This window comes from Enterobacter cloacae complex sp. 385G4 (genome assembly GCF_057320665.1).
The window spans coordinates 875,316-901,571 of the sequence record NZ_JBXWDD010000001.1; the positions used below are offsets into that span (position 1 = coordinate 875,316).

Here is a 26,256-nt window from a genome sequence, read left to right on the forward strand (position 1 = left end):
ACAGAATGAAGCAGTTTCTTGATTTTTTACCGCTGGTGGTCTTTTTCGCGTTTTACAAACTGTATGACATTTATGCTGCCACCACGGCGCTGATTATTGCGACAGCGGTTGTGCTGATCTACAGCTGGGTGCGCTACCGTAAAGTTGAAAAAATGGCGCTGGTAACGTTCGTCCTTGTCGCCGTATTCGGTGGGCTAACCCTCTTCTTCCACAATGATGAATTTATCAAGTGGAAAGTGACGGTGATCTACGCGCTGTTTGCGGGTGCGCTGCTCATCAGCCAGTGGGTGATGAAAAAGCCGCTGATCCAGCGCATGCTCGGCAAAGAGCTGACGCTGCCTCAGGAGGTCTGGTCGCGCCTGAATATCGCCTGGGCGGTGTTCTTTATCCTTTGCGGTCTTGCCAATATCTATATCGCTTTCTGGCTGCCACAGAATATCTGGGTCAACTTTAAGGTCTTCGGCCTGACGGCCCTGACGCTGATATTCACCCTGCTAAGCGGCATTTATATCTATCGCCACATGCCGCAGGACGACAAGCACTGATTGCTGACTGACCAGAACGTGTTCGACAGGCGTTCTGGTCTATTCTCTCCGCTGTGAAATCATAGTAGCATCCCGCCTGAAGTCTTCCGTTATGAGTTAAAACAATGACAACAAATAACGCCCCTCAGGGCGAACTGGTTTTACGCACACTGGCAATGCCCGCTGACACCAATGCCAATGGCGATATTTTTGGCGGCTGGCTGATGTCGCAGATGGATATGGGCGGCGCAATTCTGGCAAAAGAGATTGCTCACGGACGCGTGGTGACCGTGCGGGTGGATGGAATGACCTTCCTGCGTCCGGTTGCGGTAGGTGATGTGGTTTGCTGTTACGCCCGCTGCGTAAAGCGCGGCAATACATCCATCTCCATCAATATTGAAGTCTGGGTGAAGAAAGTCTCTTCTGAACCGATTGGACAGCGCTATAAAGCAACTGAAGCGCTGTTTATTTATGTCGCTGTCGATAGCGACGGTAAACCTCGTCAGCTTCCGCCAGCCTGAGTGGCAGGCAAAAAAAAGCCTCCTTTCGGAGGCTTTTCTTATTCCATCTGCGCCCCGCCATTCAGGCGGAAAACAATGTTCACGATCAGTCCGCTTCCCGGTTTACCGGGTTCGTAGCGCCATCTGCGCATCGCCGACTTCACTTCGCGCTCAAACATATTAGAAGGTTGAGCAGACAGGATTTCCACGTTATCCACGCGGCCATCCGCAGTGACGTCAAATTTCACCCGTACGCGACCTTCAATACGTAAGGCCTGAGCCCGCGCCGGATATTGAGGCTGATTACGGCTCAACGCACGTGGGCCCGCTGGTGCGGCAACCGTCGGCTTCGCCGCCGGTGCGCTGTTATTCATGACCGGACGCGAAGGCGCTGCATTCTCGACCGGCTGGGACGCACGCGGTTCAACCGGGCGTTCTTCACGTTTCGGACGCTCCTCAACTTTCTTCACCGGCTTCGGTTTTGGCTTAGGTTTTGGCTTCGGTTCAGGTTTGTGGATCACCACCGGTGCTTCCTTCGGTGGCTCCGGTACAGGCTCGGGTTCCGGTTCAGGCTCAGCAACTGGCTGTGGCGGTGGTGGCGCAACCTGCGGCGGTTCGAGATCCGCTGGCGAGACCATGGTTACCGAGATCGGCTGGGCGGGTGCGGGCATTTCAATAACCTGATGAACCGAGGTGTAGAGCAAACCCGCCACGACGGCACCGTGAATCACGACGGACAACAACGTCGGCCAGGGAAAGCGGCGAGGTAAATCAAGGGTCATCGAAGTCATAATCATCAACGTTAAAAAACCGGACCCTGATTTTAAATGCAAATAGCAATCATATTCAATAAGACACTTTGTTCTGGCGCAATTTAAGCGCAGGAGTGGTCAAAAAAAGGACATCCAGATCGGGGTATTAACGTTGTTTTTATCTTTACATTGCAGTCAATTGCCCTTTCACATAACGTAACTGACACTTTATAACGCTTAAGGAGCTTCACCGTGCTTTACGTGATTTACTCTGAAGATGTCGCTGATTCCCTCGAAAAACGTCTCTCTGTTCGCCCTGCCCATCTGGCTCGCCTGCAGCTGCTCCATGACGAAGGCCGTTTGCTGACCGCGGGTCCAATGCCTGCTGTTGACAGCAATGACCCGGGAGCCGCCGGTTTTTCTGGCTCCACGGTTATTGCTGAGTTTGAGTCTCTTGAAGCGGCGCAGGCCTGGGCTGACGCAGACCCATACGTTGCGGCGGGTGTGTATGCAAAAGTGACGGTGCGACCGTATAAGAAAGTGTTCTGATGTAAAAAGGCTCCCGCAGGAGCTTTTTTAAACAACTTAATTATCTGAAATAAAGGGATTTATTTCATTTCATGTCCACATATTGACCACATCGAAACTATAAACCCCGCGAACGCGGGGTTTTTCCACTAATTTTTTTAAATTCCCCTAAGCAAAACTCATAATTTTTTTAAAAATTTATTTACATCATAAGCGGAAACCACATTAATAAATTCATCGCATTCTTCCATGTATTTATGACGTAAAAAATCTAGATACTGAATCTCACCTCCCCTCTCAATTACTTCGCCGTACAACTTTTCATACCTCATAACCGTTTCAAAATTTCCATAAATAGATCTACCTTCGATAGACTCCCATCTATCTTCCCCTTTCGACCGAAGATGGAAGAAGAAAGAACTATAGGAGTATGTCCCTCTATTATTTACTTCATTGCGAATCTCTTCCAAAATAGCATTTTCAACGGGCATCCATTCAGCTAAATTGTTTTGTCTATAAAACAACTCACTGTATTTATCAATATAACTTTTACTTTTCTCATAGCTCTTAATTATTTTTTCTAAATCATATTTAAGACTAAAATTGATTAAGTAGTCATAAAAACCAACCAAAACATCTTCAGCAGTCTTTTTAATAGGGTTTTGATAGATCAAAAGGCACAACATTAGTGGTGAGAACAAGCTAATAGAGGGGATGTCAAAAATTTTTGACTGAGAATTATTTCTCCAAGCATCATCGTATTCCGACTGTTTACTTTTGATTTGATTATAAATCAATTGAGTCCAATCATCACTATTAAATATACTATTTGGTTCTGAAGGGTGTGTAAATATTGCATGTTCGAAAAAATCAAAAGAATGCAATAGTCTTTGATATTTAGGATACCCTGATTTTATCGATCGTTCAGACACTACATTGAGAGCGTTCAATGCGATCATTAATAAGACATCATTTCTTATAACAGAGCGAACTGGCGAAGTGTATTTTTTCTTTTCTTCAAAATCGCAATCGTTCTGACTCAAATAAAAATCATCATCTACAAACTTCAACAAATGATATAGCGTTCGCATATAACGACTGATTATTTCATGACCAGTTAGAAATGCCAGAATCGACTTAAGATCATGTGAATCAAAAACGTTATCGAAAAAACTCACTACGTGAACCTTTGATGGTTTTTCAGGAAATCTATTATGACGTTCCTTTTCACAATCAATATACTCACAAAGTTGCCGGTGATACTGATCATGTTGCGCCAGCAGTAATGCATAACGGTTTTCAAAACCAGTCCGCAAGTTAAATAACTGTGTTTCCTGAAGAGTAGCCTTAGCGGCTAATTCTGAAGATTCCATTGACCGTCTGGCAATCTCTGCACCATCAGCTGCTCGGTTAGCAGCAAGCCATGTTGCTATCGCTGCTACAACTGTTCCTGTTGCACTTGCCAAAGCAACTGCTTTATCCCAATTCCAGTTAGAATTAAGATAAGAGTAAAAACCTAACTCATTACCAATAAGCGCAAAGATTAAAACCAGTACGCTCACGATTATAACAACCAACGGTTTGCGGATAGGGAACATGTTAAGAAATCCAAAAATTGAAAAGAGCTTTTCAAATTGTAAAGCTTAAGCTATTAACATGTCACGATAAAATATGGAACTAAAAATATTTATTTTAATTGATATCTATAGTTCCATTGTTCTTCTGAAGATACCTAGACAGTCCGCTCCACCGTATGTGCAGGGAATTCTCGGTAAATTACATCCAATGAATCTGTTGTTGCCCTGACGTTGTCGGGTGGGGTGCAGCTGGCACTACTACCCCCGGCGATACAATAAAGCGCTCTACCGTTTCCGTGGTGACAAATGTAGCGCTGCAGTTGATGTTTGTGCACTGGTGGTAACGCTCCTTGGTCGTGTCAGTAAAATAGCGACTTGTGCGGGCGTGAGCGGCGAAATGGCATTTTGGACAGTGAAACATGGCGAGCACCTCATTTAATTTTTTATGCGTTAATTTTACTCATTTTTACCATATATAACAAATACTTAAAAACAAATCACTGCATTAATTCTTCGCTTTCGTACTCCACTTCAGCAACCTTAACCTCAAGCTCTAAGCCCGTCGTGTAGCCGCTCCCGTTAAGGTTATGCACCACCCGGCTGATTATCCAAGCCTGCTCGTCTATGACGCGCTTAAACCCTTTCACCGCGATTGGCGTTTCAGGAAATAAATCTGCCCGGCCAATCGCCAGCGAGATTGAAAACTCCGCGACACCTCGCTGCAGCTTGTCCCACTTTGCCTGAGCGGCGCGCATGGCCTGCGCCTTTGTCGCGTAGATGGTCGTCAGCTCCAGCACGTTATCAGCCTCACCGGCCATATACTCCCCCTCGCGCGCCTCCTGCTCTTTTTGGGCTTTGGCTTTTGCCGGGGCTTTGGTTGCTTTTGGGTGCTGTAATGCGCGGAGGTGTTGCTCTTTTGGCTTACGCCTGAGTTTCACCTTCTGCTTTTGCGGCTTCGGGTCTTTAGTGTGCAGCCATTTCGCCGTAACGCCGGTATAGGCTTCCCGGTCAGCAATGGCAAACTGATGACGATCGCCGTCGCCGCGCTCAAGCGTCATCTGCGGAATGGGCTTCCCGCTGGCCGTCTTACCGCTACCCGCTTTCAGGAATAGCAGTTTCCCCGCTTTTACCGAAACCGCCGCCCCGTTCCGGTCGGCCAGGCGGGACAGAAACACCGCGTCGGATTCCTGCGATTGGTCAATGTGAGGCACTGCGACAGCTTTCAGCGTGTCGGCCACGCTGGGCGTCAGCTTATTGCGTGCCGCAATCGTCTCCACAATTTGCCCGAGCGTGGTGTCATGCCATGACTGCTCCCGGCGCGAGTTCAGTGACCCGCGAAAATCGGCGCTGCGTCCCCGGATAGTCAGCGTATCAGGCGCGCCCCTGTGCTCGATTTCGTCGACCGTGAACATCCCTTTTTTTATCAGAGCTGCACCCTGCCAGCCTAACCACAGGGTCAAGGTTGCTCCGCGCGGCGGCAAAGCTATCTGGCCGTCAGTATCATCGAGCACGATATCGAGCTGATCGGCCTCGAATCCGCGATTGTCGGTCATGGTCAGACTGATAAGTCGGTCACTAAAATCCTGCGTGATATCGTCGTTATCCAGCTTGAGCATAAACGCCGGGGCTATCTTCGCCCCGGCCTGAATATCCATACCTGTAATCATCCTGCCAGCCCTCCCAGCCAGTCACCGGCAGACGTGACCAGATTGTCGGCCTGCGTTTTCAGGTCGCCATAAATGGCCGCCAGCGATTTATCGACCCGTTTAAGCGAAAGGCTAAACTCGATTTTTCTCGCCGCCCCGTCGCTGAATAGCTCGGTGTGCGTGTGCGTCACTTTGTCGATGACATACATGCCGTGGATCATGCCCGTTCCGTCTATCAGCGGCCATGCTCGCCCCTCGTCTGCCATCAGCTCAATGGCGGTCAGTGACAGACGTCCGCCGGTAATTTCGGGATAGAGCACGCCCGAAAGCGTCCTCGTGGTTTCCCCCTCCCCGAGATACTGGTAAGCCGGTGGCTTGCCAATACGGTCGTTTGACGCCCAGCGGTAATCCTTCGAATACTGCATGGACTGATAGGGCAGCGTGCGACGCTCAAACACAAATAAGCCCAAAACCATTAACATGCTTTATCCCCCTCAGTCATGACGCATACTTGAGCGCTGACGCGCACGGTTTTCACGGTCGAGTTTATCGACAGCCTCGCGGAGCTGCCGGTCAAGGTCGCTGCCCGGCGCGATGGCACCATTCAGGTTGATGTTATATTCTGGCTTGCTCTGGTCGACGTAAGTCTTTCCGGTGGGAGCCGTTACTGGCTGATATGCCTGATACCCTCCATATGCCGAGGTGGCCGAAATATAAGATCCCTTTTGCGAGCCGGTGGCGGCGTTGGCTTTTGCGGCCTTCTGGTCTAGGTCGCTCGATTCTTTATTGATAACCCCGAGCTTTTCCAGCAGCCAGTTAACGCCGGTACGCAATGTATTAAAGCTTTTGAGCGGCAACATCAGCGCTTCGGCCAGCAACTTACCGAACATCACACCCGCATTTTTGAAGCTGTCGAGCGTATCCTGCGTCGCCTTAACCGGTGCGATCAGGTCTTTGAACCACTGCCAGACCCCGCGTAACTTCTCCATGAAAGAATCAAACACCGGCGCAAGCGGTGCGAAAATTTCCGCCACCGGCGCAAAGGCCGCTTTAAGTCCCTCAACCACGCCTGAGAAAAATGCGCTTATTGGCTCCCAGTATTTGCGAATAAGCAGCGCACCGGCGACGATGGCAACCCCAATAGCGACAATCGGCCAGGTAAGCGCCCCGAGCACCGAAACAATGGCCGTTCCCATTGCGGCCAGATTTGTACCGAGAAAACCGGCAGCGGCTATAATCACGTTGATGCCCGTTACCACCGGCCACGCTATCAGGCCAATCCCGCCCAGCACGCCAATCAGCGCCAGCCCACCACCTGCAATCAACCCGATGGTTGACGCAAGTGTTTTGTTATTGGTGATCCAGCCGTCGAGCTTTAAAACATATTTCGTGGCGGTTTTAGTGAGCTCACGCAGTGAGCCCTCCTGCTGGTCAAACAGGTCAGTACCGACGGCCTCATAGGCTGACTGGAATTCTTTGAAGTCGCCGCCGAGGTTGTCCTGCATGATTTTGACCAGCTCAGCGGTTTTCCCGTCCGAGGCTTTAAACGCCGCCGTGAGCTGGTCGAGTTTGCCGCTTGAGGCAGCGGTCATCAGCACCGCCGCTGCCGAGCTGGCTTCCTCACCGAAAATGGTTTTCATGTACTCGCCTTTCTGGCTTGTTCCGAGATTATTTTTCTCAAAACTGCGCTGCATTTCTTTCATAATGGCGAATATCGGGCGCGTGTTGCCCTTGCTGTCAGACGTTTTAACGCCGAGCTCTTTGATAGCCTCGTATGCCTTACCGGTCGGAGCCTGCAGGCGACTCAGGACGGCACGGCTGCCCGTTCCCGCCATCGAGCCGGTGATTTTGGCGTCATGTAGCGCGCCGACCATTGCGGCGGTCTGCTCGATACTGACCCCGGCATTTTTTGCCACCGGCGCAGCATACGTCAGCGCGTCGCTCAGCCCGTCAAAGTCAGCGGCCGTTTTGTTCATCGTCATCGACAGCACGTCGCCGATGTGTGCGATCTGGTCGTTTGACATCTGAAACGCGGATTTCATACCCGTCAGCAGCGCGGCGTTTTCTTCCATCGAGCGACGGTTAGACAGCGCCATATTCAGCGTGACCGGCGTCGCCGCCTGAATCGCTGCGGCATCCCCACCGCTTTTCGCAATGATAATCTGCGCGCTCGCCGCATCGTCTGCAGACGCGGCGGTATTGTCCCCGAGCTGGCGCGCCTGTTTGCGCAGCGCCTCCATTTCGGGTGATTGTTTCTCTACCCCGAGCACGGCCTGCAGCTCAGAGTTTTTCTGTGCAAAGTCATAACCGGGTGTGAGTAATTTCACTCCGGCCATCGTTCCCGCCGTGGCGATACCGACGCCCGCCGCGCCTGCCGCTGCAGCGCCTCCGGCAAGAGATTTACCAGCCTGATAACGCTCTTTAACGCGACTCAGTCGCGCCTGCTGTTGACTGACCCGCGCCAGTGCCCCGCGCTGCCGGTTTAGCTGTGCGGTCGTCTCACTGATGCTGGTTTTCAGGCGGCGCTCATCCGCCGACAGAGTTCTGGTGTTTATGCCAGCCTGCGCGAGCGCCGTGCGCTGGCGCTGCACCGACTGCCTGAGGCTGTTGTATTTGAGCTGCAGGTCAGCTGCGGATTTCTTTGCCGCCTCCATCGCCCGCGCCTGCGCTTTAGTGGGGTTTTCCGTGTTCTTAAACTGGACGGCCAGCGCGGCGGCTTCCTGTTTCGCCTTGTTAAGCGACTGGCCGGTCACGGCAAGCTGTGCGCTCGCTTTCCTGAATCCGTCAATCCGGGACGCCTGCGCATTCAGATCGCGCAGGCTGTTTTGAGAAGTGCGGATGTCGCCGGCAAGGGTCTTGCTGGCATTCTGGATAGCTTTAAGCGGTCGGCTTGCCCGGTCGACTGCGTTCAGCAGTACCTCAATCCTGACGTTATTGCTCATGGTGGTGTCCGCTTCGCTGCAGCGCTTTTTCGCGCCATGTGATGAGCTCGGTCACGCTCAGGGAATTCAGCTCTGATGGCGGCCAGTGAAATATCACCGCGATATCCGCCATCAGGTCATCGACCGAAAGGTTATCCGGAAAGGTTAGCGAGCCGAAGATGGCGACAAAAAACCGACCACCTTACCGGCGAACAAAATCAGGTCTGACGCTTCCAGACGCATGACCTCATGCTCGGTCAGCGCCGGGTACGTCATACGCGGCAGCACCTTAATCAGCGCATCGACGTCCGAGTTTGCCAGCGAGGCCAGACTCACACCGCGCAGGGTTCCTGCGTTGGGTTTAGTCACGGTCACCTGTTCGATTTTCTGCTCACCGCGCATGACGGGATTATCGAGGATCACAATGTTCGGATTTTCGTTTTCGGTGGTGGCGGTTTCGTTGATGTTTTCCATGATGTTGCTCTCTTTGAGTATGAGTAAGTGACCGGCCAGCCTGGCTGACCGGTTAACAGGTTACAGGCCAATCGCCCGGCGGTGCTCAGCGAGACGGTCGACGCCGTCGACTTTCATCACCATGTTGACGACGTCAATCTCGATGACCTCTTTGCCGTCGATCGTGAGCTGGTAGTACGAGCACTCGGTCGCGATTTTGGTCGTGCCGCTTTCGCCCTGTTTGTTCTCGCCGCCGTCGTACTCCTTGTGACGGCCACGCATGACCACCTCAACGGCAGAAATATCGCCGGTGTCATCGCGCTGGAATGAGCCGGTGAAGCGCAGCGGCACACTGTCGGCACCCGGTGATGCGTACTGCGCCCACAGAGCGACGTCAGGCAGGCCGCCCAGCGTCCACTCAAGCGACAGCGCGTCGTCGTCGAGGCCGAGGTCAATCGACACCGAGCCCGGCATCCCGCCGCCGCGATATTTCTCAAGCTTGCGGGTCAGCTTTGGCAGGGTGACGGATTCAACGACGCCCATGTAGCTGAGACCGTCGTTAAACATGTTCAGGTATTTCAGTTTGCGCGGTAACGCCATGCTCTGAGCTCCTTAGCTGTTGACCGAGTCTGACAGGTCTGCCAGATAGGTATCGGTGATGCGCTGGCGCAGGGTCAGATTTTCCAGCGGCGGGACGGGGGTGTAGTCGTAATCGATATACAGCTTCCCGGCTTTCAGGGTTTCCACGGTGTTTGACTCCGGGTCGTACCAGCATGAGCCGTCAACGATATAGCCGTTGTTTTTCAGCTCGCGGAATTTGGCATTGATACCGGCGACGATGTCGCGGATGAGCGTTGCGGAAACGGGCTTATCCATCGCCCACGCGTGCGCTTCCGCCATCGTGTCGGCCAGCACCTGCGCCGTGCGGGTGTAGTTTTCAAACACGAATAACGGATCGTCCGAGCAGGTACGGTTGCCCCAGAACTTAAATCCGTCGTTGCGGATGAGCGTTGTCACCCCGGCCTGATTCAGCAGGTTGGCGTCGGTGGCCTGCTCCTGCAAATCCCATGATACCGAGGCACTGACGCCGGTGACGCCGTTGACGCCGACGTTGGACAGCGTTTTGTGCCAGCCGGTTTCCTGGTCGATTCTGGCGCGCAGGCCGAGCGCGCGGGCGGTCGCCCATGCGGTCTGGGTTTCGTTTGTCGTGGTGTCCCATGCCAGAAAGTCAGGGTGAATGACCATCAGCTCGCGCTGGCTGAAATTCTCACGGTATTTGATGGCGTCGGAAATGGTCTTACAACCCCACGCGCTCACGTAACCGAACGCGCGCAGGCTCTGGCAGGTCGACGCAAGCGCGGTCGCCACTTCCTGAGAATCCAGCCCCGGCACGCCGAGAATGCGCGGCTTAACGCCGGTGACGGTTTTCGCCGTTAACAGCGCTTTCAGCCCGGTGTATTTGCCGTTTTCGTCGGTCGTGCCGATGATGTTGGAAATGGTTTCTTTCTGCGCCGCTTCCGGGTCTTCCGGGTCTTCGGTGCCTTCGGGAACGCGCACCACCACAATGACCGGCTTGCACTGGTCGGCGATGGCCTGCAGGGATTTTGACAGCGTGCCTTTTTTACCTGCTTTACCGATAGCCGTTTGCACGCTGGTAATCAGTACCGGCTCGTTAAGGGGAAACGTCTTGTCTTCAGCATCGCTGGCCGTGCAGACCATGCCGATGATGGCCGTCGAGACGGTGGAAATGGTGCGCGTGCCATCGTTAATCTCGATGACCTCGACGCCGTGATGATAGTCGCCCATCTGTTTAACTCCGTGGTTAGGGGGTGCGACTATTTTCTGTTGTGTGTTCTGCGGGTGCGATGAGATGGCGTTGGTGGAGGGATAAAACAACAAACAAATGCCCTCCGGGTGGAGGGCTTCGGTTAATCATTCAAAACACGGTTAACTGACTCAAGTCGCAGCCTCAGGCAGTGGCGGCCAGACCGGTTCATTAACATCGACCCGACTCAGAAGGACACGGTACTTCTTCCACTCCAGCAAGTTCGCGGTTTCTTCCTCTGTCGCCATATCCAGTTCAACCGCATCCTGCAGCGTGGCGATGACGTTATTTGCCTGAGTCAGCAGCTCCAGTTTTTTGCGTTGTGTCTCTGCCTCATAATCCACCGGCGCGGCAGTAATTTCACCATCAACAAAATGAAACGCGCCGCCTAATGCTTTTTCTCCCGCTGCGGTAAATTCATACGGCACATTCTCCGGCGGGATTTCCACGACAATCTGATTAACCGGAAAAATCGTGCTCGCATCATATGAAAAATGAATAATTTCTTTCGAGTCAGGACAGAAAGAGACTTTCAACGTTTCTTTTGAAAGTGTCTTAAGCCACTGATACCAGTCATTACCATTTTCATCTTTCAGAAAAACGATATTCATTTGTGGTGATTTGGCAATGTAATATAATTCGAGTTCCTCCGCCGAAAGTTTAGCTACCTCCGCCGCAGTATATTTCCCCCATTGCTCTAATGGGTCATATTGTTTAAACACTCCAGATTGCATTGTCATTAGGCCACCCAGGCTGTGTACCAGTTTCCGCCGATGTTATATTGGACATAACGATATTGAACCGCTGTATAGTTTGTCTTTTGCATTACAGCAGTAACGACAGCACCATTTGGCGCATAGGCATAATTACCATCATTATTTCCGTTATCTGCTGTACCCGGTGAAGCCAGTCGGATCCCCCCTTGCAAGAAGTTAGCGACCGTCCATGCTGAGGTAGCAAAGTTCCCGTTCACCCATGCTGTTGTTGCATAAGGACTTAAATCCTGCTGAGGTGGCAGATTATTTGGTGAATATACTCGCACTCCAGGAGTGTCAAATAATCCACCTCCTGCCTCAATTATCCCCTTACTGCTGATATTGCGCTCGGAGCGCAGATCTCCGGATGTTTGTACGTAATCAGCATAGATGCTTTTAGTAACTATATTACCCGCAATACCCACATTCCCGGCGTAATCAATATTGAAAAGGTTCTTGTTGTTCAACCAAATCGCAAACCCAGTAGCATCGTAACTTGCACCTCTGGTAAGGCCGATGGCCATCGAATTATCGTACCATTGGAAAACTGCGCCAGAGACAATGCTGCCAGCTCCACCCTGAGCACTGACAAGCGACGCCGTATTTTTTTCGGTAGGCACCGTTCCTACGCTACCAAATCTGAATGTAGCGTTATAATTCCCGCCTGCCTCAGATACCGCGCCAATATCTGCCGGGGCGGGCTTATTTGCTGTGTCAAATTGTTTTGCCCAGGCTGACCATGTACCGCTGTAGAACGTGCGAATATAAGAGCGTGAATCCGCATATATCCGGTAAACCTGCGTGACTCCTGCGTGTTTATACACCTCCAGCGATCCGGCAACAGACTCAGGGTAGTTACGCCCGGTTTGCGCCTGCGCATTTGACGCCTGATAATACAGTCCCGGCGTGGTGACGCTATTCAAATCCACAGCATTACCAATTACCACAGCCTGACCGTTGAAAATATCCTGCGCGGTGATATCGATATCCTGAGAGAGTTCCCGCCCGTTAACCCTGCGAGCTAATGGCACACGGTCATTCGCATTGTCATTCGCCGCCTTGACCGCTTTAGGCGTGGCGGCGAGCGTCTCAGACACGCTGTCGGTCGCGCTACTGAGCTGAACGATACCCTTTTGCGCCGTGGTCGCGTCCTGAGCCGTATATTTGCCATTGGCAAGGTCATACGTCGTCTTTACTGCTTTCGGCGTCGCTGCGACGCTCTCAGACGCGCTGTCGGTGGCGCTGCTGAGCTGGACGATACCCTTTTGCGTCGTAGTCGCGTCCTGAGCAGTGTATTTCCCGTTAGCAAGGTCATACGCCGACTTAACAGCTTTCGGCGTCGCGGCGAGCGTCTCAGATGTGCTGTCGGTCGCACTGCTTAGCTGAGTAAACCCTTTTTCCTTAAGCGTGGCGTCAGGGTGACGGCGGGACTGCTCATGCTCTGCGAGTTTATCGTCGACATAGTCCTGCGTTGCCATCACCGTTGAGGTGTCAATCGTCAGCTCGACTGACTCGATATCGCTTACCATGATGACCATACGCACGGTCTGCGCGCGGCCTGACCCTTCCGCCAGCTCCGGCTTGTAGCTTTCCGCCATGTTGCCGACAGCAATCAGCGTGCCGGTGTCGTCATAGAGCCCCATTTCGCGCATCCAGAAACCGCCGGTTTCAGGCGGGATGAGCAGCTCCGCGATCACATAGTTTTGATGTTTGTTGTCCTGGCTGATTTTGTTCAGCGTATGGCGCCAGACTTCATTGACGAGCTTTGTCTGGCTGGCATCAGGCACCAGCAATGTGCCGCCACCGTCACCGATGGCCATCGCCGAAAAATTCACTTTTTTCCCGTTCGGGACGGTCGCTGCAGCAAGCTTAATCGCACCGGCTTTGGTGATGACCGTTTTATATTTTACTATCATGGTGTTCTCACTTATCCGGGTAAACCGTGATGATGTCGCCGTCATACGTCAGCGCGCCGGTGTAGAGATAGCCCGGCACATCCTGAATAATGTTGAGGCCGATAAGATGGCGGCTGGCTGGCTTTGCATCCGCAATGAGCCGCTCCATCTCGTAATACATTTCCTCGGTGATGCCGGTCTCTAACACACCGATATCGAGGCGAAACGTGCCGGGCGGGTCGTTCGTTTCCCACCACTCGGACACGTTAATCAGGTAGCCGAGGGGCTCCACCACGCGGCGCACTGCCCCAATCGTTCCTTTGTGCGCGTGAATAAACCACGCCGCGCGGATCACATCGCGCTTTGTGGCCTCCGGCCAGTTCTCATCCCAGCGGTCAACGGAAAACGCCCACGCCAGCCACGGCAGCAGGTTTGCCGGGCAGTCGTCAGGACTCCAGAGGCGACGCAGCGGAACGGGGGTATTTTCAATCTCAGCGCAGGCGCGCGCCGCCGCCACCTCAAGCGGTGACGAACCCACCGGCAGCAGGCGGGTATCATTCATCGTTGCCCCCGATAGTCACGCTGTAATCGCTGCACCATGACGCCTGCGTGTCATCGAGCACGATGTCGGCCACCGGTTCGGCCAGCTCGACGCGCTGCACGCCCTCGACGTGGAGCGCGGCATAAATCGCTGATTTGCGGATATCGCGCCCGAGGCGGTGCTGCGCGGTGATATACGCCTGCAGCTTAGTTTTCGCCGCACTGAGCACCGGCTCGCTTTCGGGTCCGGGATAAAGGTAAAGGGACGCGGTGATTTTGTAGTCGACAATGTTCGCCGACTGCACGGTCACGCGGTCTGCTACCGGCCTGACGTCCTCATCGTTCAGCGCGGTGCGCACAATGGCGAGCAGCTCGTCAGACGCCACGCCGTTATTTTCGCGTGACAGCACCGTGACCGTCACGCAAGCAGGCTCGGGACTGATGACCGAAATATCGGCGACCCGCCCGTCAGCGCTGCGGCCGTGAAACTGATAGGAGCCGGTAGAGCCTGCGGTACTCAGCCCCTCGAATGCCTGCTGAATGCGCAGACGGTAGTCGGTGTCCGACTCCATCACGGCAGGCGTCGGCGGTAACGTCGTGTCGTCTGCAGGGGTGATGACAAGGCGCTGGACGTTGTAATTTCCGCCTATCTGGTCGAGGTCTGCGCCGGTGGCGTAGGCCAGCATGACCGCGCGCGCGGCCTCGTTGACGCGCTGTCGCCAGATAACTTCCCGGTAGGCGTTTTCCTCAAGCAGCTTCACCAGCGGCTCGGACTCAAGCGACAGCGTGCGCGCAATCGCGTCCTGCTGGTCTTCCGGGTAGAGCGAGACGAGCGTCGCCTTTCGCTCGCTCAGGATGGTTTCATAGTCCAGTTCTTCCACGACGTCAGGCGCGGCGAGCTGGTTAAGGTCAACAATTGCCATAGCGTTTAACTCAGTGGAATGGTGAGTGAAAAAGGCTGGCCGCCGGTGGAGCGCGTGCCGGTGATATCGACATACAGCCCGCCGTCGGTCTCCGACCGTTCAAAGGTGATGGTCGTGAGGCTGACGCGGGGCTCCCACTTCTGGATCGCGGAATAGCACGCGGCCATAATCTGCAGGCGCAGCGCCGGAGTCTGCGGCTGGTCAATCATTTGCGACAGAAGCGAGCCGTATTCACGGCGCATGACGCGCGAGCCAACCGGCGTGACCAGAATGTCGCGCACACTTTGCCGGATATGCTCGACCTCAGAGATACTGAGGCCGGTCTGGCCGTTCATTCCCAGATAACGCACCGTCATTGCGTCCCCTTAGTCCAGCTTCCGCCGCTCTGTACGTTTCCGTGCGCGTGGTTATCCACCTGCACGCCGTTTGATTTCAGCGTCCCGCCGGTGTGCTCGATATTCCCGCGCATGGTGCCGCCTTTCTGCACTTCGAGCGTGCCGGTCGTCAGCTTGTTGGTGCAAACCACCTCCGGCGTATCGAGCGTGATGCGACTCGACGCTTTCACCAGCACCACCGGCACGGTGGCCGTAAGGGACTCAGACGCGGTGACGTCTGCGGTTTTGATGCCGGATACGGTGAGCGCGCTGTTTTCGGGCTCGTACTCGATAATTGCCCCGTCAGGAAAGGACATGTGAAGCGCATCAGGGGAGGCAGACGGCGCGGGATGGTCGTCAGAGAAAATGCCGGGCAGCACAAACGCCGTATCGAGCTCGCCGCCGACAGCCAGTAAAAGCACCTGCTCACCAACGGACGGAGCCCACCATACGCGCGCGCGACCGGCGCGACAGGTAAGCCAGTTCAGCCAGGTGGTTTGCATCCCGCCGGTCTGGACACGACAAAGCCCCTCGTCGTGGTCGACGTCAGTCACGATGCCGGTGCGGATAAGGTTGCGGATCGCGCGTGCGATTTCCTGCAGAGAATTTAGATTATTCATGGGGAAAGGATGCCGCCGGGCGACGCCAGCGGCAATTAAAGCTGAGTGTACTAACCAGAACACAACATTGAAATGAAACTGTTAAGTAGTCTCCTGATCTTCCTCGCTATTTAACTGCACTCTTTTTTCGCAAATCTTATCGATAAGAAGCTCAGTAAATTTATCTAACTGTTTATTAATATCTTCTTTTATATCAAGCGTAAAACCACCAATACCATTAGTGGTATCGAACATACCTGCCGGGCAGTCGCTATAGCGCAAAGGAATTATACACCCTTCACCAAACCTATCCTTGAAAACATCGCTCTCAAACTTACACCATATCCTGCTTGGATAATCCACACTTAAAAAAGGAATAACAAATGCAGACTCACTACGATAAATCGGAGCTAAGTATTGCTCAACATCTTCAGATAGTATTCTTGCCTGCTCATTAAAGTCATAAAATACAGACAGCTCACAATCAATCAATTTTTGATGTAAATATTCCGCGTGACTTCTATTAACCCCTGCAAATGACAATGCAAAATCATATTTAGATTTAAAATCAAAGGAATTAAAGCCAATTTTTTCCGCCAACTTAGACCACAAAATGTTTTTTATATAATAATAAAACTTTGGATCTTCAATTGATATTTCTGTAGTTTCATCATTATAATGTATAACATCTGAAAAAGGAGCATAGCTATCATAATGAGTTTTAAGATGCCCCCTTGTTAAGATTTGGCCTACACTATTGCGATGGTTGGGATTGTTAATTAAATAACTTTCAAGATTTAAGGACCGCTCCTCTTCCTTAGATAACCAATATAAAACATGAAGATAAGGTGCTCTGCTACCTTTTTTGACTCGCTGACCTTTAACAAAGCGCACAACTATATCGTTAAATCGGTAGCTGAGTTCCTGAATTACAGTCTCCTTAAGCGATTCATAACTAATATCAGTTGTGAGAGGCTCGTCAAGCCTTTCAGTGATGTTCGCTTGCAAGCAAGCATTATGTGCTAACATTTGAGCAATGTGAAATGCTCCATCAGAATCACTCACAATATCTTCTTTAACATTCAAAGAAAAGTTAAGTGCACTTTCACCCTTTTCCAAAAGCTCTCTTACTTTATGCTCTGGATTTGACTCAAACTTCACAATGGAAATTCTATTTAGTAAATCTGGCGAGAGATCAATCAGAGATTTACCTGTCTTATTAATCCCGATAATTATTAATTTTGATTTCTCCGATTGTTCATCAGCTAAATTCTTTAATAAATCAGAAATCTGATGTTTTAAGCCATCTTCAAGCTTATGGAAGTCATCAATTATAACCCCACCGAAATCCTCTTCACTAAGAATAGACTTTATCTTCACAACATCTTGTTTCTTCCGGCCTGACAGCACCGTAAACTCTTTGATTATTCTCTGGCTAGGCTCAGCCTTGAGCTTATCAACAACCTGTCTAACACAGGTTGTTTTACCAATACCAGACGGCCCTTCTATTATGACCCCACGACCTGCCGTTCGGATGGAAACATATAAATTTTTATATTCATTAGGCTCAACAAAAGTGATTGTTGGTATACCTGAAAGCTTAAAAACATCTTCAAGATAAACTGGCTCGCTCATAGAATCCCTTTAAAGCTACGATTTTTAGGCTTTATCTATAATGATTTTGTAGAAAAAATTCAAGCATTAACAGCTTACACGTATCACTTTCATGCTTTTGCGCTATACATCTCAACATTCACTTAGCAAAGTGTTCTAAAATGATTTTTTCAATGAATCGAATATTTTCTTTTGAAAACCCCAATAACCTTCTTACTGGATATGGTATTTCATGGCTATTACGGTCTGGTTTGTCCAAGAGTCCGTACTGGTGAACTTGCGCAATGCGCTGCACTTTACCCGAGAATTCCACCACCGCGGTATTTTCGTGGCCAGTGGCTTTCATGTAGCGGCTTGTGCGGAGCTTCTGGAACATCGCCCGTTTAATCCGCCCGGTTTTAGCCCTGAGAGGCTGACGCTTTCGCGCCTGATACGGTGAGCCGTCCGGGGCTTTCTGCAGCTTGATACGTTGCTGTTGCGACTTGCGCAGCTCCTTTGCTATCTCTCCGGCCAGCTTACGGCGTGCAGCTGGTGACAGGGCAGCAATCAGACCATTGAGCCTGTCGTCAAAGGGCTTAAAGTCACTCATCCCATTTGCTCACCAGTACGCCGTTGATATAAAGCTCTTTTGGCCGGGTAACGGGCTGCGGCAGCGGCGGCTCAGGGGCATAGCTTACGTGCAGCGCGCCGTTTTCCTCTTTGATGAGGGTACGCTCGGTGAGCTGCAGGCTGATGCTGATATCGACGCTGTCCCCGTCGTTCAAATCCATCTGGAAACGGTAGCCCTTTTTGCGGCCGTCATCGAGCGTGCAGATATCCGGCTGGTTCTCCCTGAGCCATGCGGCCACCGGCACGAAAATCAGGTCAGGGTCGCCGACAAAGTCACACACGATCACATTCAGGGTGTAAATTTTCTCGTGCGACAGCGAGGCCGCGAGACGCGCATCGATATTCCCCTCATCGGCAAAGATGCGCATCATTTCGGGGTTTGTTTCAAGCTGCGGGACGGCTTTAATCAGCGCTTCGCGCAGGCTGAGTGCTTTCTTCATCGAGTTTATCCTGACAGTCTTTGACGGTTTCAACCTGCAGCGCGCAGGCGGCGAGCGCGTGCTCAAGCCTGCGAATATCGGCGCTCAGGTCGCCATTAGTGGCCGGGTCGCTTCCCGGCATCGGGCAATAGCTCACCTTCGGGCAGGCGCTGTAAACAATGACCGGCGGAGGCACAGGCGGTGCGGGTGTGCAGCCGACGCACAACATCAGGCAGCTCAGCGCTGTACCAGCGGCGTAAGGTTTCATTCTCATTAATCAGCCTCGTAATGGTTTCTTCACGCCGCACGGCCATTGCACCGGCGGCCAGCAGTTCGCCGCGTAGACTGACCTGCGCGGTTTCATTTCGCCTGGCAATTCCCTGCGAAACGGAAAGCTGATTTTTCAGCATTCCGATTGCGGTTTTTTGTTCCGTAGCGACCCTGTTCGCCCGTTCAAACGAGCGCGTCAGGTTGCCGTTTTCATGACGCTGCCAGAGCACAACCGCAATAAGCGCGGCCAGTAAAAACAACATCACTTTCATTGAATCCCCCTCAGGCAGTAAGCACGCTCGCGCACGCGACGGTTTTCCAGCCCCTTGTTAATTTCGCCATTCACGTAAACCCAGCGGGTGAGCTGGTCGCACGCCTGCGGCCATTGCTGGCGCTTAATAAACGAGACCAGCGTCGAGCGGCAGGCCGCGCCGGTTCCCACGTTGAATGAGAAACTGACCAGCGCGTCGTAAACGTGCTGCGGCATTTTCACCGGCGCGCATACGGCCAGACGTTTCTCGACGTTCAGCACATCCGCGACGAGATTCTCCGCCGCCTGCCGCTCGGTGATTTCTCCCTTCAGCACGACGCCTGCAGTGTGGCCGATGCCCGACGTCCACACTCCCGCGCTGCACTGGTAAGGCGTCAGGCGACAACCTTCGAGGTCGGCAATCAGCGCCAGCCCCCCGGGCGAGGTGTTAAGCAGACGAAAGTCAGGCATCAGCGCTGCCAGCGCCAGCACGGCGGCCACACTGCATTTTTTAACGATTGATTTCACGAATAGCCCCTTTATCGAGTCCGAGCGATGTCAGGTAGAGGTACGTCTTGCGCTTAAACCAGTAGTTCGTCAGCGCGGTAAAAATGGCGCATCCGCCGCCCACGTAAAGCGCCATCTTTTCGGGAGACATTGCCCCGACATACGCCAGCCCCACGGCCAGCCAGTAGGCGATAAACGTGGTAATTTTTTCCATACTCAGTCCCATAGATTCACCGTTTCGGTAGTGGCCGCGCTCTCGGTCTCGGGCAATTCTACTGCCGTGCCGTGTGGCAGGATCACACCGAGCTCAGACAGGCCGGGATTAGCCTCTAAGACGGTTTCGACCACGCCCTCAGTGCGCCCGTAGTACCGGGCGCAAATCGCGTCGAGGGTGTCGCCCTGCAGCGCATACGCTTTCATCAGATTTGCCCCACAATGCAGCGCGCTTTGTCCTGGATGCGCGCCACAGACCAGCGCATATCCCGCCACATTTCATCGATAGTGCTGTCGATGCTGTCGGCTTTTTTGTCCCCTTTGGCGGTCGCATCCACGCCGCGTAAACGTTCATAAAGCGTGGCCGTCGTCATCGAGCACACGGCGTTGAAGTAGTGGAAAACGCGCACACTCTCGCCGTCGAGCTTGTCCGTCGGGACATCCGCCAGCGTGGCGTAACCGGCATCGAGCTGACTTTCGCGCCAGTCGCTCAGCTCCGCGTTAGTTTCCGCAATGGCGGTCTTAATCGCCCGGCGCAGGCGCACGGGGGAAACGGTCTGTTCTAAACGCATTTCTTCCCGCACGCGCTTCGGATCCACGTCAGGAAAAAACGGGGTGTTTTTGATTACCGGCTCGCTCACGCCCGGTGGCGGTATCACCACGCCCGGCACATCCTGCGGCTCTTTTTTTGGCTCAATAATCAGCGTCGTCATGACAACCTCGGGTAATGGGTGGGCGGTGGACGCCGGTCGCAGTCAGGGCAATAAATACCCGCGTTGACCGGCGTGCCGCCCGGCTCGGGGAGCGCTCGGTTAACCTGCGGCTTTTGCCGCCTTTGGTGGACGCCCGCGCCGTGCCGCGGGTTTAGCGGCGACTTTGCGCGTGCGCGGTTGAGTCGTTTTTGTTTTCGGTGCCGGTTCGGGTTTTGGCCTGAGCTGGCGCTCCAGCTGCTCAATATCCTTTTTCACCCCGATAGTGCTTTCTAACTGGATCGCACGCTGCAGGTGCGCCAGCGCCTCCGGCAGTTGCTCCGCATCACGCAGCACGTAGCCGGTGATTTTGTGCAGCTTCGCACGCACGATATCGGGCATATCCGCGTGTTCAGTCAGCGCGATAGTGTTGAGCAGGTTCGCCAGATTGACCGGCTGTTTTGCCGTCAGCAGGCGCTGCGCGGCCAGTGCTACTTCTTCGGCCAGCAGGCACGGCGTCGGACGGCGACCGACCGGCATGGTGAGGCCGTAGGTCATGGCGTAACGGGCGATTTCCAGCGCCCCGGCGATGTCATCAGCATCGAGACGCCAGAGCATCACCATCATGACAATGTCATCCTGTGCGCCTTTGCCGTTTTCGAGGACGCCAGCCACCCACGGCAGGTAGAACGGCAACAGCTCGCGCTTTTTCGCGGCTTTACGCTCTTTAGAGCTGATTTGTTTTAGCGTGCGGTTGTCTGCGGCCAGCTTAACGAGCATCTGCTCATAGGCAGTTGCATTGCGCAGCGGGACAGCAGCCCGCTGCGCAGTTTCAGAGGCCGAGACCCGCATCATGTGACGCGCTGCGGGACTCGTCATGGCTTACTCTCCGCTTTCCGGCGCTGCAGGGGCGGTGAAGTCACCGAGCTTGATGTTTTCAATCAGGCAACCGGCGGCGTAAGCCTCGACCACGTAGTCAACATTCATTGACTCGTAGTTTTCGATGCGGTCTTTTTTCGGGTTTTCGATGATGCTGCGACGGTGCGCGTCATCCATGAAGTAGACAGACAGGTTGTCGAGACGCGTCACCATCAGCGCATCTGCCGGGAAGTAAGGCACGCGCACGGCTGGCAGGTTGCCGATTCGCTTCTGGCTGATGATGATGTCAGCGGCAAGCGACTCGGTGTTTGCCTGCTCTTTGTTGACGATCGGGAAATATTTATCCGCCATCAGCTTACGGCCGGTGATGACGACGAGCTCCGGGTCATCCTGATAAATCTCGTCAATCAGGTTGCCGGTGGCATCCATGACCAGCGCGTCGAGGTTCGCATAGTCGCCGCTTTTACCCACGCGGATCACTTCAGAAATCACCGTACCTTCTTCGTCGGTGATTTTTGACATCACGCGCGCGGGCGCTTCATTGCGGTACTTCTGCAGCCAGCCGATCGCCACGTCCTGCAGCAGTGGATTTTTTTTACGGTCGGAGGTCGCCGCGCGCTCGATGCCGTTGAAACCGGCCATGATGAAATCGAGGGACTGACGTTTGATGATGGCGTCACGGATACGGGTCTGGAAGTCCTGGAATCGCGCCCACAGGTCGAGCTGTTTGTAGCGGATATGGAAGTCAAAGTTAATCTGGTCGCACTCGTATTTATTGGACTCCAGCGCGGTAAAGTCAGCTGTCTTACGCTCATCATCACCGGCGGTGTCGGCGGTGCTCGCAATCGTACCGTTAACGCCGACGCCGACTTTTTCGCCCTTCAGTTCGTCAACCGGCACGATGTTGATTTTGGTCAGAAACGCGGATGACATCTGCAGGGTGGTCATCAGGGTTTGCGTGACCGACGGCTCGACGGTGAATTTCTTCGCCACGTCATCGGTGGAAATACCGTTCAGCTCCGCGACGCGGGACAGGTAGGCATTAAATTTGAAACGGGTATCTTTACGCATGGTTTTTCCTGTTCGGGTAAAAGGGTTCAGGCCGGGCAGCACGCCCGGCGCGTTATCAGCAGTTGGTCAGCAGCTCGTCGCCCGTACCGCCTTTTGAAAGTTCGCGGCGCGGCTGGCTCTGGCTTTCGGTGTTATCGAGGGAGCTTTTGAGGGCGTTAAACGCCTGCGCGCTTTCTTCCGCCTTGCTGGTCACATTCTGCTTAAGCTGCGCAAAAGCGGTCTCCAGCTCGGTGATGCGCTGGTCGGTGGCGCTGAAATTGGTTTGCACCTGCTCGGTGATGGTGGTCACGGCCTCATGCACATCCGCGAGACGCGCGTCATCGCTGACCTGCTTCCGGCTGAAAATGGCCTTAACCATATCGGTAAGGCTGTTGAACATGGTGTCGGGAACGTCCTCAAACTCCAGCTCAGCCAGTGAGGCGACAGAAAAAACGTCGTCCGGCTGGTCTTTTTTACCGGCGAGCGGGTTCTGCGCGGCGCGGCTGCAGAATTCAAGGTATTCGGTACCTAGGCTTGCTGGGTCATCGGTGACGGCCAGCCCGATGAGGTAGCACTTGTCGCTGTTCGAGAAGTTCGGGCGGATCTCCATGGAGGTGTAAACCTTCTGCCCGGCGCGCACCATGCTGACCAGCTCGTCAAGCGGGGCAATTTTGGCAAACAGTGCCTTTTTGCCGTTAAGCGCAGAGTCATCGCTGATAATCTCCGCCTTGAGCTCGGTCACATCGCCATAGCGTTTAAACGGGCTGTCAGGTAACAGGCTTTTGATATGTTCAAGGTTAATGCGGCAGCCGTAGACGCGCGGGTCGAACGTGTCGGCCATATCCTGAATATCATCGCCGCTGATGACACGGCCATCGCAGGTGTCACCCTCGACGCCGATGCGAAACCATTTAGAAACTTTCTTTGCCATTGTTCAGGTGTCCTGATGTTGGGTTTTCGGGTCGGGTTTAGTTTCCCGACTCTGACCCGTATCAGCCACCGCTTGCGCTCCTGTTAGATCTGATACAACAGGCACTTAGCGCGAATCCCTCCCCATTTCCTTAGCCTTGCCACGTCACTCCCAAAACGAGGCAAGCATGACCATTTCAACTGACCTTTCTCTGCTAAATGACCCGCGACGACAGGCGCGGCTGTTGTACTGGCAGGGGTTCGCCGTCCCGCAAATCTGCGAGATGCTGCAGCTCAAGCGCCCGACGGTGCATAGCTGGAAACAGCGTGATGGATGGGAAGAAACCGCGCCGATTAACCGCGTGGAATCGACTTTAGAGGCGAGACTTATCCAGCTCTACGCAAAGCCCGACCTGACGCCGCATGACTTCAAAGTCGCTGATTTTCTGTCGCGCCAGATGGAGCGTCTCGCGCGCGTTAACCGCTACGGCCAGACCGGAAACGAGGTGGATTTAAACCCCAATATCGCCAGCCGCAACAAAGGGGATCGCAAAAAGCCGAAACGCAATTATTTCAGCGAAGAGGCTATCGGGAAGCTGGAAGAGATTTTCTTCGACCAGTCGTTTGACTATCAGCTCCACTGGCATAAAGCGGGATTAGAGCACCGCATCCGCCACATCCTGAAATCTCGACAGATTGGCGCGACATTCTACTTTGCGCGCGAGTCCCTCCTGCGCGCGCTCAGGACCGGGCAAAACCAGATATTTTTGTCAGCCAGTAAAACGCAGGCTTACGTGTTCCGTAAGTACATCATCGCCTTTGCCCGTCTGGTTGACGTCGACCTTTCAGGCGACCCGATCGTCATCGGCAACAATGGCGCTGAGCTGATTTTTCTCGGTACCAATTCCAACACCGCGCAGAGCCACAACGGCGACCTGTACGTCGATGAAATTTTCTGGATCCCCAATTTTCAGAAGCTGCGCAAAGTCGCCTCGGGCATGGCCTCGCAGTCGCACCTGCGCACAACCTATTTTTCGACCCCGTCGACGCTGGCGCACGGCGCGTACCCGTTCTGGTCTGGCGAGCTGTTTAACCGTGGCCGCAGCAACCGCGACGAACGTGTCGACATCGATATCAGTCATCAAGCGCTTGCCGGTGGCGTGCTGTGCGGCGATGGACAGTGGCGGCAGATTGTCACCATTGAGGACGCACTCGCCGGTGGCTGCACCCTGTTCAACCTCGACCAGCTTAAGCAGGAAAACAGCGCGGATGACTTCCGTAACCTTTTTATGTGCGAGTTCGTCGACGATAAGGCATCGGTATTCCCGTTCGAGGAGCTGCAGCGCTGCATGGTTGATGCGATGGAAGAATGGGAGGACTTCGAGCCGTTCGCCGACCGTCCGTTTAACTGGCGACCGGTCTGGATTGGCTATGACCCGTCACACACCGGTGACAGCGCCGGGTGCGCGGTACTGGCTCCGCCGCTGGTTGCCGGTGGCAAGTTCCGCATCCTTGAGCGTCATCAGTGGAAAGGCATGGACTTTGCCGCGCAGGCCGAGGCCATCCGGGCGCTGACCGAGAAATACACCGTCGACTATATCGGCATCGATGCGACCGGCATCGGCCAAGGTGTTTACCAGCTCGTGCGCTCATTCTTCCCGGCGGCGCGCGCCATCCGCTACACGCCGGAAATGAAAACCGCAATGGTGCTGAAAGCAAAAGACACCATTCGCCGCGGGTGTCTGGAATACGACGCCGGTGCGACCGACATCACTCAGTCATTTATGGCAATCCGCAAAACCATGACCAGCAGCGGCCGCAGCGCCACCTATGAAGCCAGCCGCAGCGAGGAAGCCAGCCACGCGGATATCGCGTGGGCGACCATGCACGCCCTGTTAAACGAGCCGCTTTCCGCCGGTAGCGGTATGCAATCAATCTCAATTCTGGATATTAACTAAGATGAAAAAACGCCAAAAGAAACAGCCAAAACAGACCAGCATGACCGCCAGCGCGCCGCAGAAAATGGAGGCATTCACCTTTGGCGAGCCGTCGCCCGTTCTGGATCGCCGCGACATCCTCGACTATGTCGAGTGCATCAATAACGGCAAATGGTACGAGCCGCCGGTCAACTTCTCGGGACTGGCAAAAAGCCTGCGCGCCGCCGTACACCACAGCTCCCCGATTTACGTGAAGCGCAACATTCTGACCAGCACCTTTATCCCGCACCCGTTGCTGTCGCGTCAGGACTTCAGCCGCCTTGTGCTTGATTATCTGGTGTTTGCAAACGGCTATCTCGAAAAGCGCATGAGCGTGACCGGCCAGCTCTTTAAACTGGAAACCTCCCCGGCCAAATACACCCGCCGTGGCGTTGAGGATGGCGTTTACTGGTACGTGTCGGACTACACGCACCCGCACCAGTTTGCCCCCGATTCGGTGTTTCATCTGCTTGAGCCCGATATCAATCAGGAGCTCTACGGGATGCCGGAATACCTGAGCGCGCTTAATTCCGCCTGGCTGAATGAATCCGCCACGCTGTTTCGTCGCAAGTATTACCAGAACGGCGCGCACGCGGGTTACATCATGTACGTGACCGACGCGGCGCAAAGCAGCACCGACGTTGAGGCGCTGCGCTCCGCGATGCGCGACTCGAAAGGACTCGGGAATTTTAAAAACCTGTTTTTCTATGCCCCGAACGGGAAACCGGATGGCATTAAAATCGTGCCGTTGAGTGAAGTCGCCACGAAGGATGACTTTTTTAACATCAAGAAGGTCAGCGCCGCCGACCTGCTCGACGCGCACCGCGTGCCGTTCCAGCTCATGGGCGGCAAGCCTGAAAATATCGGCTCGATGGGGGATATCGAGAAGGTGGCGCGGGTATTTGTACGTAACGAGCTGACGCCGCTGCAGGAGCGCTTCAAAGAGATAAACGACTGGCTCGGGATGGAGGTGATCCGCTTTAAGGATTACAACATCGAGACCGATTAACCCCGCACAAAATGCCGCCTCCGGGCGGCATATCCTCAGACCTCACCAGA

Annotated in this window: 33 protein-coding genes; 5 read left to right on the forward strand and 28 right to left on the reverse strand. The window is 53.8% G+C overall.

Translation table 11 applies throughout. The features are described from left to right. Positions 1–5: 5 nt before the first annotated feature. The gene (locus AC2FAJ_RS04360) at positions 6–545 is read left to right on the forward strand and encodes a septation protein A (protein WP_028013419.1); all 540 of its coding nucleotides are present in this window, start codon (positions 6–8) and stop codon (positions 543–545) included. 104 nt (positions 546–649) lie between these two features. After that, a complete protein-coding gene (gene yciA / locus AC2FAJ_RS04365; protein ID WP_041909616.1) occupies positions 650–1,045 on the forward strand; it encodes an acyl-CoA thioester hydrolase YciA in 396 nt (131 codons plus the stop codon). Between the two features lie 38 nt (positions 1,046–1,083). On the opposite strand, the gene tonB is transcribed toward yciA, so the two are convergent. After that, positions 1,084–1,806, reverse strand: coding sequence for a TonB system transport protein TonB (gene tonB, locus AC2FAJ_RS04370; RefSeq protein ID WP_041912000.1), 723 nt, complete (start codon positions 1,804–1,806; stop codon positions 1,084–1,086). A gap of 222 nt (positions 1,807–2,028) precedes the next feature. Here tonB and AC2FAJ_RS04375 point away from each other — a divergent pair, with 222 nt between their 5' ends. Next, a complete protein-coding gene (locus tag AC2FAJ_RS04375) occupies positions 2,029–2,325 on the forward strand; it encodes a YciI family protein (RefSeq protein WP_485453863.1) in 297 nt (98 codons plus the stop codon). A 158-nt stretch (positions 2,326–2,483) separates the two neighbouring features. Here the strand turns inward: AC2FAJ_RS04375 and AC2FAJ_RS04380 are convergent, their stop codons facing one another. The 27 genes from AC2FAJ_RS04380 to AC2FAJ_RS04510 form a co-directional block, all read right to left on the reverse strand. Further along, positions 2,484–3,866 carry a putative phage abortive infection protein gene (locus AC2FAJ_RS04380; protein ID WP_485453864.1) on the reverse strand — a complete coding sequence of 461 codons (1,383 nt, stop codon included), beginning with the start codon at positions 3,864–3,866 and terminating at the stop codon, positions 2,484–2,486. A gap of 214 nt (positions 3,867–4,080) precedes the next feature. Beyond that, on the reverse strand, positions 4,081–4,302 hold the full coding sequence (locus AC2FAJ_RS04385) for a DNA-binding transcriptional regulator (RefSeq protein ID WP_048975131.1): 222 nt from the start codon (positions 4,300–4,302) through the stop codon (positions 4,081–4,083). 76 nt (positions 4,303–4,378) lie between these two features. Then, positions 4,379–5,548 carry a phage late control D family protein gene (locus AC2FAJ_RS04390; RefSeq protein WP_485453865.1) on the reverse strand — a complete coding sequence of 390 codons (1,170 nt, stop codon included), beginning with the start codon at positions 5,546–5,548 and terminating at the stop codon, positions 4,379–4,381. After that, entirely contained in the window at positions 5,545–6,009 is a 465-nt protein-coding gene (locus AC2FAJ_RS04395) for a phage tail protein (protein WP_023333118.1), read from the reverse strand. Before AC2FAJ_RS04395 ends, AC2FAJ_RS04390 begins: the two co-directional genes overlap by 4 nt. 12 nt (positions 6,010–6,021) lie before the next feature. Beyond that, a complete protein-coding gene (locus AC2FAJ_RS04400) occupies positions 6,022–8,469 on the reverse strand; it encodes a phage tail tape measure protein (protein WP_485453866.1) in 2,448 nt (815 codons plus the stop codon). Next, positions 8,459–8,581 (reverse strand): GpE family phage tail protein, encoded by a 123-nt coding sequence (locus AC2FAJ_RS04405; protein ID WP_000763321.1) that lies wholly within the window; start codon positions 8,579–8,581, stop codon positions 8,459–8,461. The genes AC2FAJ_RS04400 and AC2FAJ_RS04405 overlap by 11 nt, the downstream gene beginning before the upstream one ends. Positions 8,582–8,613: 32 nt before the next feature. After that, a complete protein-coding gene (locus tag AC2FAJ_RS04410) occupies positions 8,614–8,922 on the reverse strand; it encodes a phage tail assembly protein (RefSeq protein ID WP_032678188.1) in 309 nt (102 codons plus the stop codon). A gap of 60 nt (positions 8,923–8,982) precedes the next feature. Further along, positions 8,983–9,501: a phage major tail tube protein gene (locus AC2FAJ_RS04415; RefSeq protein WP_047647542.1), complete on the reverse strand. Its 519-nt coding sequence runs from the start codon at positions 9,499–9,501 to the stop codon at positions 8,983–8,985. A 12-nt stretch (positions 9,502–9,513) separates the two neighbouring features. Further along, positions 9,514–10,707, reverse strand: coding sequence for a phage tail sheath protein (locus tag AC2FAJ_RS04420; protein ID WP_485453867.1), 1,194 nt, complete (start codon positions 10,705–10,707; stop codon positions 9,514–9,516). 150 nt (positions 10,708–10,857) lie between these two features. Then, a complete protein-coding gene (locus tag AC2FAJ_RS04425) occupies positions 10,858–11,466 on the reverse strand; it encodes a tail fiber assembly protein (RefSeq protein WP_485453868.1) in 609 nt (202 codons plus the stop codon). Continuing rightward, entirely contained in the window at positions 11,466–13,397 is a 1,932-nt protein-coding gene (locus AC2FAJ_RS04430; RefSeq protein ID WP_485453989.1) for a tail fiber protein, read from the reverse strand. Before AC2FAJ_RS04430 ends, AC2FAJ_RS04425 begins: the two co-directional genes overlap by 1 nt. Before the next feature lie 7 nt (positions 13,398–13,404). After that, a complete protein-coding gene (locus AC2FAJ_RS04435; protein ID WP_032678191.1) occupies positions 13,405–13,938 on the reverse strand; it encodes a phage tail protein I in 534 nt (177 codons plus the stop codon). Continuing rightward, positions 13,931–14,839 carry a baseplate assembly protein gene (locus AC2FAJ_RS04440; RefSeq protein WP_485453869.1) on the reverse strand — a complete coding sequence of 303 codons (909 nt, stop codon included), beginning with the start codon at positions 14,837–14,839 and terminating at the stop codon, positions 13,931–13,933. The genes AC2FAJ_RS04435 and AC2FAJ_RS04440 overlap by 8 nt, the downstream gene beginning before the upstream one ends. Before the next feature lie 5 nt (positions 14,840–14,844). After that, positions 14,845–15,195 (reverse strand): GPW/gp25 family protein, encoded by a 351-nt coding sequence (locus tag AC2FAJ_RS04445; protein WP_023333109.1) that lies wholly within the window; start codon positions 15,193–15,195, stop codon positions 14,845–14,847. Further along, a complete protein-coding gene (locus AC2FAJ_RS04450; protein WP_485453870.1) occupies positions 15,192–15,833 on the reverse strand; it encodes a phage baseplate assembly protein V in 642 nt (213 codons plus the stop codon). Before AC2FAJ_RS04450 ends, AC2FAJ_RS04445 begins: the two co-directional genes overlap by 4 nt. 81 nt (positions 15,834–15,914) lie before the next feature. Next, on the reverse strand, positions 15,915–17,447 hold the full coding sequence (locus AC2FAJ_RS04455; RefSeq protein ID WP_485453871.1) for an AAA family ATPase: 1,533 nt from the start codon (positions 17,445–17,447) through the stop codon (positions 15,915–15,917). A 118-nt stretch (positions 17,448–17,565) separates the two neighbouring features. Then, positions 17,566–18,015: a phage virion morphogenesis protein gene (locus AC2FAJ_RS04460; RefSeq protein ID WP_485453872.1), complete on the reverse strand. Its 450-nt coding sequence runs from the start codon at positions 18,013–18,015 to the stop codon at positions 17,566–17,568. Beyond that, complete coding sequence (locus tag AC2FAJ_RS04465) at positions 18,008–18,475, reverse strand: phage tail protein (RefSeq protein WP_485453873.1); 468 nt, start codon at positions 18,473–18,475, stop codon at positions 18,008–18,010. Before AC2FAJ_RS04465 ends, AC2FAJ_RS04460 begins: the two co-directional genes overlap by 8 nt. Further along, positions 18,438–18,683: an Rz1-like lysis system protein LysC gene (gene lysC, locus AC2FAJ_RS04470; RefSeq protein WP_074173243.1), complete on the reverse strand. Its 246-nt coding sequence runs from the start codon at positions 18,681–18,683 to the stop codon at positions 18,438–18,440. The genes AC2FAJ_RS04465 and lysC overlap by 38 nt, the downstream gene beginning before the upstream one ends. After that, a complete protein-coding gene (gene lysB, locus AC2FAJ_RS04475; protein ID WP_038421124.1) occupies positions 18,571–18,996 on the reverse strand; it encodes an Rz-like lysis system protein LysB in 426 nt (141 codons plus the stop codon). The genes lysC and lysB overlap by 113 nt, the downstream gene beginning before the upstream one ends. Continuing rightward, positions 18,993–19,502 carry a lysozyme gene (locus AC2FAJ_RS04480; RefSeq protein ID WP_485453874.1) on the reverse strand — a complete coding sequence of 170 codons (510 nt, stop codon included), beginning with the start codon at positions 19,500–19,502 and terminating at the stop codon, positions 18,993–18,995. Before AC2FAJ_RS04480 ends, lysB begins: the two co-directional genes overlap by 4 nt. After that, a complete protein-coding gene (locus tag AC2FAJ_RS04485; protein WP_001354073.1) occupies positions 19,486–19,707 on the reverse strand; it encodes a hypothetical protein in 222 nt (73 codons plus the stop codon). Before AC2FAJ_RS04485 ends, AC2FAJ_RS04480 begins: the two co-directional genes overlap by 17 nt. Then, a complete protein-coding gene (locus AC2FAJ_RS04490; protein ID WP_248248888.1) occupies positions 19,698–19,901 on the reverse strand; it encodes a tail protein X in 204 nt (67 codons plus the stop codon). Before AC2FAJ_RS04490 ends, AC2FAJ_RS04485 begins: the two co-directional genes overlap by 10 nt. After that, the gene (locus tag AC2FAJ_RS04495) at positions 19,901–20,407 is read right to left on the reverse strand and encodes a head completion/stabilization protein (RefSeq protein ID WP_485453875.1); all 507 of its coding nucleotides are present in this window, start codon (positions 20,405–20,407) and stop codon (positions 19,901–19,903) included. The genes AC2FAJ_RS04490 and AC2FAJ_RS04495 overlap by 1 nt, the downstream gene beginning before the upstream one ends. 99 nt (positions 20,408–20,506) lie before the next feature. After that, complete coding sequence (locus AC2FAJ_RS04500; protein WP_485453876.1) at positions 20,507–21,262, reverse strand: phage terminase small subunit; 756 nt, start codon at positions 21,260–21,262, stop codon at positions 20,507–20,509. A gap of 3 nt (positions 21,263–21,265) precedes the next feature. Then, positions 21,266–22,333, reverse strand: coding sequence for a phage major capsid protein, P2 family (locus AC2FAJ_RS04505; protein ID WP_485453877.1), 1,068 nt, complete (start codon positions 22,331–22,333; stop codon positions 21,266–21,268). A 55-nt stretch (positions 22,334–22,388) separates the two neighbouring features. Continuing rightward, positions 22,389–23,243, reverse strand: coding sequence for a GPO family capsid scaffolding protein (locus tag AC2FAJ_RS04510; protein ID WP_485453878.1), 855 nt, complete (start codon positions 23,241–23,243; stop codon positions 22,389–22,391). 166 nt (positions 23,244–23,409) lie between these two features. Between AC2FAJ_RS04510 and AC2FAJ_RS04515 the strand changes: the two genes are divergently transcribed. Both AC2FAJ_RS04515 and AC2FAJ_RS04520 read left to right on the forward strand, forming a co-directional pair. Beyond that, entirely contained in the window at positions 23,410–25,179 is a 1,770-nt protein-coding gene (locus AC2FAJ_RS04515; RefSeq protein WP_485453879.1) for a terminase ATPase subunit family protein, read from the forward strand. A 1-nt stretch (position 25,180) separates the two neighbouring features. Beyond that, positions 25,181–26,206: a phage portal protein gene (locus AC2FAJ_RS04520; protein WP_485453880.1), complete on the forward strand. Its 1,026-nt coding sequence runs from the start codon at positions 25,181–25,183 to the stop codon at positions 26,204–26,206. The last annotated feature ends 50 nt before the right edge of the window (positions 26,207–26,256 follow it).